The organism is Embleya sp. NPDC059213 (assembly GCF_042754445.1).
Taxonomy (GTDB): domain Bacteria; phylum Actinomycetota; class Actinomycetes; order Streptomycetales; family Streptomycetaceae; genus Embleya.
In genome coordinates, this window is the sequence record NZ_JBHZAV010000331.1 from 1 (window position 1) to 5,720 (window position 5,720).

3 protein-coding genes are annotated in these 5,720 nt (G+C 73.9%); 2 read left to right on the forward strand and 1 reads right to left on the reverse strand.

Annotated features, from left to right (window positions below):
• Positions 1 to 152: 152 nt before the first annotated feature.
• Positions 153 to 2,570: a helicase-associated domain-containing protein gene (locus ACFXMF_RS46420; protein ID WP_379992550.1), complete on the reverse strand. Its 2,418-nt coding sequence runs from the start codon at positions 2,568 to 2,570 to the stop codon at positions 153 to 155.
• 227 nt (positions 2,571 to 2,797) lie between these two features.
• On the opposite strand from ACFXMF_RS46420, the gene ACFXMF_RS46425 reads away from it, so the two are divergent.
• Together ACFXMF_RS46425 and ACFXMF_RS46430 are read left to right on the forward strand one after the other, a co-directional pair.
• Positions 2,798 to 3,850, forward strand: coding sequence for a hypothetical protein (locus ACFXMF_RS46425; RefSeq protein ID WP_360316393.1), 1,053 nt, complete (start codon positions 2,798 to 2,800; stop codon positions 3,848 to 3,850).
• Between the two features lie 189 nt (positions 3,851 to 4,039).
• Positions 4,040 to 5,428, forward strand: a complete 1,389-nt coding sequence (locus ACFXMF_RS46430) for a hypothetical protein (RefSeq protein ID WP_360316396.1) — start codon at positions 4,040 to 4,042, stop codon at positions 5,426 to 5,428.
• Positions 5,429 to 5,720: the final 292 nt, after the last annotated feature.

Sequence of the window (5,720 nt, forward strand, 5' to 3'; positions counted from 1 at the left end):
CTCGCTCGTGACTTCGTGTCCCTGCGCTTCGCTCCGGGCCACGAAGTCTTTGTTTTGCGGCTCCGCCGCTCTCCGCGCTGCGCGCGTCGATCACCAGGGTGAGCCCGAGTCGGGGGCGCTGACGCGCCTGGGGTGGGGGCTTGGGGGTGGGGCTAGGTTGTTTCGGCTACGCCGGTGATGCGGTGTAGGGGGTAGGTGTGGATTTCGCCGGTGCCTTGTTCGTGGGCGGTTACGTAGCCGCCTTCCAGGCGGAGGGGGACCACGATGTGTTGGGTGGCTCGGCCTTCGCGGGTTACGTGGCCGATCCAGACTGCTCGGCGGTCGGCGTGGGCTGCCTGGAGGGCCAGGAGGGTCTCGGCGGCCGAGGTGCGGGGGAGTTCGATCGGTTCGCCGTCGCGGTCCGTGCCGTCGTCGGCGCGGCCGGTGGCGGCGGCGTCGCCTGCGCGGATCGCGGTGACGGCTGCGCCGAGGAGCGCCTCGCCGGGGGCCGGGGGCTCGCCGGCGACCCGGGGCGGGGCCGAGCGCGGCGGGGTGCGTCTGGTGTCGGGGCGGGTCAGTACCAGGTCGCCGGTGGCGGACTCGGCGACCGGCGCGAAGCCCATCCCGCGCAGCTTCTCCAGCACCAGGTCCGGGGCGGACTCGGCGGCCAGCACGGTCGGGGCCAGTCGGCGCAGCCGCAGTCCCGCGGCCCGGCGGTCGGCGAGCAGTTCGCCCAGCAGCGCGTCGTCGTCGCAGCGCAGGAAGGCCCCCGCCGTGCCGACCCGAATCCGGCCGTGTCGGCGGGCCACGTCGTCCACGAGGTAGCCGAGCGGTTGCGGCACCGGGGTCCGCGAGTGGGTGGCGAGCAGGTGGTGCAGATCGGCCGCGGTACGACCGGCGTCCAGCGCGCGGCGCACCGACGTCTCGGTGAAGCGGTACACGGTGGCGCCGCCGGTGGACTCCACCTCGGCGGCCAGGTGCAGTTCGTGCGCGAGGTCCAGGACCAGCGGGCCCGGGGCCACGGCGGTGAGGTCGGCCTGGAGGAAGACGTAATCCAGCGGCTCCGGGAGCAGCGGGGTCAGCGCGTCGCCCGCCTCGTAGACCCGGCCCTCGGCCAGCGTGCTGGCGTATCCGGCCAGCGCGCCCCGCCCGGTGATGCCGAGCAGTTCGGCCTCGACCAGCATCGCCCGGAACAGCTCCTCGGGCAGCCGCGCGGCCCGGATCGGCTGATGCCAGGTCAGATGCGCGAGCAGCGAGTCGGCGTCGGTGGCCGAACCCGGCGGCAGCGCGGCGAGCGTGGTCAGGATCCGGCGCCGCACCTCGGGCGCGGCGGTGCGGTCCACCTGCATGCCCAGCGCGCCGATCGGGCGGTCCTTGTCGTCGCGCGAGCCGACCAGCGAGGGCACCCGGGTGGTCTCCAGCCAGGTGCCGGCGAGTGCGGCCCAGCGGGTGCCCACCGGGGTGCGCCGCCAGGTGTCGTACGCGGGGGTGGGCAGCCACTGCTCGTCCGGTTCGCCGTCGCCGGCGACCAGGCCCATCGCGTAGGCCAGTTCCAGCCACAGCGCGACCTCGGCCTCGGGCGCGTCCAACTGCACCGCGGTGCGCTTGAACTCGCGCATGCCCAGGCCGCCGGCCCGCAGCACGGCCGGGCCGCCGGTGCTCCACGCCTCCAGCAGGTCCTCGACCCGACGCACGGCGGTGAACGCGGAGCCGGCCGCCAGGCTGTCCACAGCCTGTGGATCGTGCTCGCGCGTGGGCAGCTCGGGCGGCGCGGGCTCCGGGGTCCGGTGCACCCGGCCACCGCGCAGGTGCAGCGCGACCTCGCGCGGCAACACCACCGCGTCCGGGCCCGCCGGGACCAGCAGTGCCCGGGCCAGCAGCCACTCCACCGGGGTACGCGCCGCGTCGGCGCGCACCGGCCGGTCCGCGCCGCGCACGCTGCCCGCGGCCGGCCCCCAGACCAGCTTGTCCAGCACCTCGCGGGCCGCCTCGGGAGCCTGCGCGAGCAGTGCGTCCAGCCGGGTCGGGTCGGTGAACAGGTCGGTGATCGCCGCGATCGCGGAGACCGCGTCGTGGCTGGAGCCCAGCCCGAGATCGGCGAGCACCTCCTGGAGCCGGGACGGCGCGGTCGGGGCCGCCGCGCCGGCCAGGGTCGGGCCGAGCCCGGCCGGACTGGCGCCGACCAGGTCGCGCACCGTGCGCACCACCCGCAGCGCGTCGTCGGGGCCCCACAGCAGGGCCTGCTCACGCAGGTTGGCCACCGCCCCGGCGAGCAGCTCGGGGTCCACGCCGACCAGGGTGTGCAGGCGGGCCGCCGCGAAGCCGTCGGGCAGCACCACCGCGGCGTCGACCACTTGGAGGGTGAACCTGTCCAGCCGCTCCAGGGCGCGCGCGATCGAGGCCCGCGTGGTGGCCCGGGTGGCGAGCTGGGTCAGGTCCACCGGGACCGGCGAGGTCAGGTCCGGCCGGGCCCGCAACAACGCGGCGAGGGCCGCGTCGGTGCGTCCGCGCAGATCCTCGGCGAGCGTCCGGGGGCCGGACTCGGCGAGCCGATCGGCCTCGGCACGGGTGGGCGACGCAGACGTGGTCATCCCATCAACGTTAGACGGTCCGCCCGCCGATGATCACCGGTCCCGCGATCCCGGTGCCTCGCGGCGGCCGAATATCGGCCGCCGGCGGCGGCTCGGGCGGTCCGGGCGATCACCATTTCGGTCAACCCCTCGCTCCGCTACGCCCGCGCCCCTACGCTGAGTTGTCGCTTTACCGATGCAAGCGTCGTGCCGATGCGACGATCCTTCGGCAGGGGTGGGGTGGGGGCGTGAACTTCGAGAGCGATCATCTGGTTCTGCAGTACCTGGGCGAGGTCGGCGACGCCGCCCAGCGCAGACTGCGTCCCGCCGACCGGGCCCGGCTGGTGGAGCGGTTGCGCAGCCAGATCAACAGCGAGCGCGAGCGGCTGAACGCACACACCCCCGGCACAGTGCAGGTCGTGCTGGATCGGCTCGGCAGCCCCGAGGCCGTGGTCGGACACGAGTTGTACCGGCTCGGCGATCTGCGCACCGCCGGGGCCGACGACGGCGCGGGCGCGATGTCGATGCGGGGTTCGCGCTACGCCACGGTGGCGCGGCAGATGGGTTTTCGCGCGGACGCGACGCCGATTCCGGCCATCCCGGATCCGTCCCGCCCGCAGCCGGCCGCGCCGCCGCCGGCCGCACCGCCGGCGCCTCGGGTCTCCCCCGAGGCGGCCCCGGCGGCGGCCGGTCCGCCCACGCTCGCCGAGACCGCGGCCGGCGGCGCCGCGACCAAGCCGGTCCCGCTCGCGGATCCCGACGAGGAGCCGCTGTGGTGGCGGACCCCGCCGGAGGGCGGGACGCCGGAGCGCCCCGGCCCGGACGTGTACGGCGACGGCTCGCTGCACGCGCCGGCGTATCCGATCGGTGTGCTCTCGGACTCGTCGGCGACCTGGGACGACGAGGAGTCGCTGACCGAACCCACGCCGGCCCTGGGCATGTTCGGTCCGGGCGCGCTGCGCACGCAGGTGCGCGAGGTGTTCGCGATCGCGATGATGGCGATCGGTGCGATCGTCGCCTCGACCGTGGTGGTGCTGCTCGGCTACCTGGTGGTCTTCACCGCGGGCGCGTGGTCGCTCAAGGAGCGGCGGTTCGCCGCCTTCTACGTCCCCGGCGCCACCGCGCTGGCGTTCGCGATCGGCATGTGGCTGCGCGCCACCGGGCACCTGGGCACCGATCTGGCCCGGGACGAGGCGTGGGATCGCTTCGGCGAGCTTTTGCCGGCAATGGTCCGGATAGCCGCGATCGCCGCGTCCGCGTACCTGTTGTGGCGACTGAATCGGCGCCGGATCACGGCGTAGGCACGGGAATACCGCCCGTATTCGGGCCGGTCCGGGTGTGACGTACTCCGCTGTCGGAGCGCCGTACCCGCTCTTTACGATCCCATTAATTAGGTTAGCCTTACCTCCTCTGCATCGGACGGCGCCCGGACCTACCGCTAATAGGTCCGGGCGCCGCCCTGTGCACACTGCCAGATGGAGGAGCCAAGGATGACGAACGGAGCGCGGCCCCAGCCCGCGAACCGCTTGATCCGCTTCGGTGCGATAGGCACGACCGCCGCGCTGGCGATGGCCGGCGTGAGCCTGGCCTCGCCCGCGCAGGCCGCCGGAACCCCGTCCGTGAGCGTGTCGCCCAACGTCGACATCAACCCGGACGGCGCCACGATCACCGTCAACGGCACGGGATTCGACAAGGTGCGCAACTCCGGCAACGGGGTCTACGTCCTGTTCGGTCCCAAGATCGACGACTACTACACCAACGCGGGGGCCTACAGCGCCCAGGCGTGGGTCGCGGGCAGCAAGATGAGCGCCGACGGCGCCTTCACCACGACGCTCGACGTCAAGGCGAAGTACACCGACGGGAACGGCAAGGAGGTGGACTGCCTCAAGCAGGAGTGTCGGGTCGTCACCTTCGCCGCGCACGGCGCCAGCATGACCGACCGCAGCCAGGACACCTTCACGCCGGTCGCGTTCAAGAACAACACGCCGGCCGCGCCCAAGCTCGCGGTGACCCCGGTCAGCGGAGCCGACCCGGCCGGGCAGACCTTCACCGTCACCGGCACCGGCTTCGACCCGGTCCGCGACGGCGGCAACGGCATCTACGTCGCCTTCGGCCCCAAGGGCGCCGACTGGAACACCAACCCGGCGCCGTACCAGGCGACCAAGTGGGTGCGCACCGCTCCGTCCTCGCCGAGCCAGGCCAAGCTGAACGCCGACGGCAGCTTCACGCTGACGCTGGACAACATGAAGGCCAAGTACAAGAACGCGAACGGCGTCGACACCGACTGCTCGGTCACGACGTGCAACGTGGTCACCTTCGCCGCGCACGGCTCGCCCGACCGCAGCCAGGACACCTTCCTGCCGGTCGCGTTCAAGGCCGTGACCGTCCCGCCGGGCCCCGGCACCGGCTACCAGGTGATCACCACCGACGTGCAGGGCGGCCCGCTGACCCTGGGCGTCGGCGGCACCGACGTCGCACTCCCGGGCGTCACGCTCAACGGCAAGGACGCCTTCACCGGCGGCGCGCTCAACCCGCTCACCGTCTCCGACGCCCGCGGCACCAACGCGGGCTGGACGCTCACCGGCCAGGCCAGTGACCTGACCGCCACCGGCGGCCGGATCGTCGGCGACAACCTCGGCTGGACCCCCACCGCGAAGTCCGTCACCGGCACCCTGCCCACCGGCGGCACCGCACCGCAGGTCACCCCGGGCGCCAAGGCCGAGCCCGGCACCGGCCTCGGACAGCCCCGCACCCTGTGCTCGTCGGCCGCGGGCGCCAGCGCCGGTTCCTTCGAATGCGGCGGCGCCCTCAAGCTCGGCGTCCCCGGCATCACCGTCCCCGGCACCTACACCGGCACCCTGACGCTGACGCTGATCTGACCCCGGCGCCCCAAGGAACAGCGACACCCGTCCCCCGACCCCAACCCGTCGGGGGACGGCCCCGCCCCACCCCCATGCACGCCCCACCCACGCACCACACCCACCCGCGCCGCACCCCCGGCGCGTCAGCGCCCCCGACCCAGCCCGCCCCGTGATCGACGCGCGAAGCGCGGAGAGCGGCGGAGCCGCAGAACTTTGACTTCGTGGCCCGTAGCGAAGCGAAGGGACACGAAGTCACGAGCGAGGGGCCACTTTTTCTCGGAGGAGCGCCGGCGGGGGAGAGAAAAAGTGG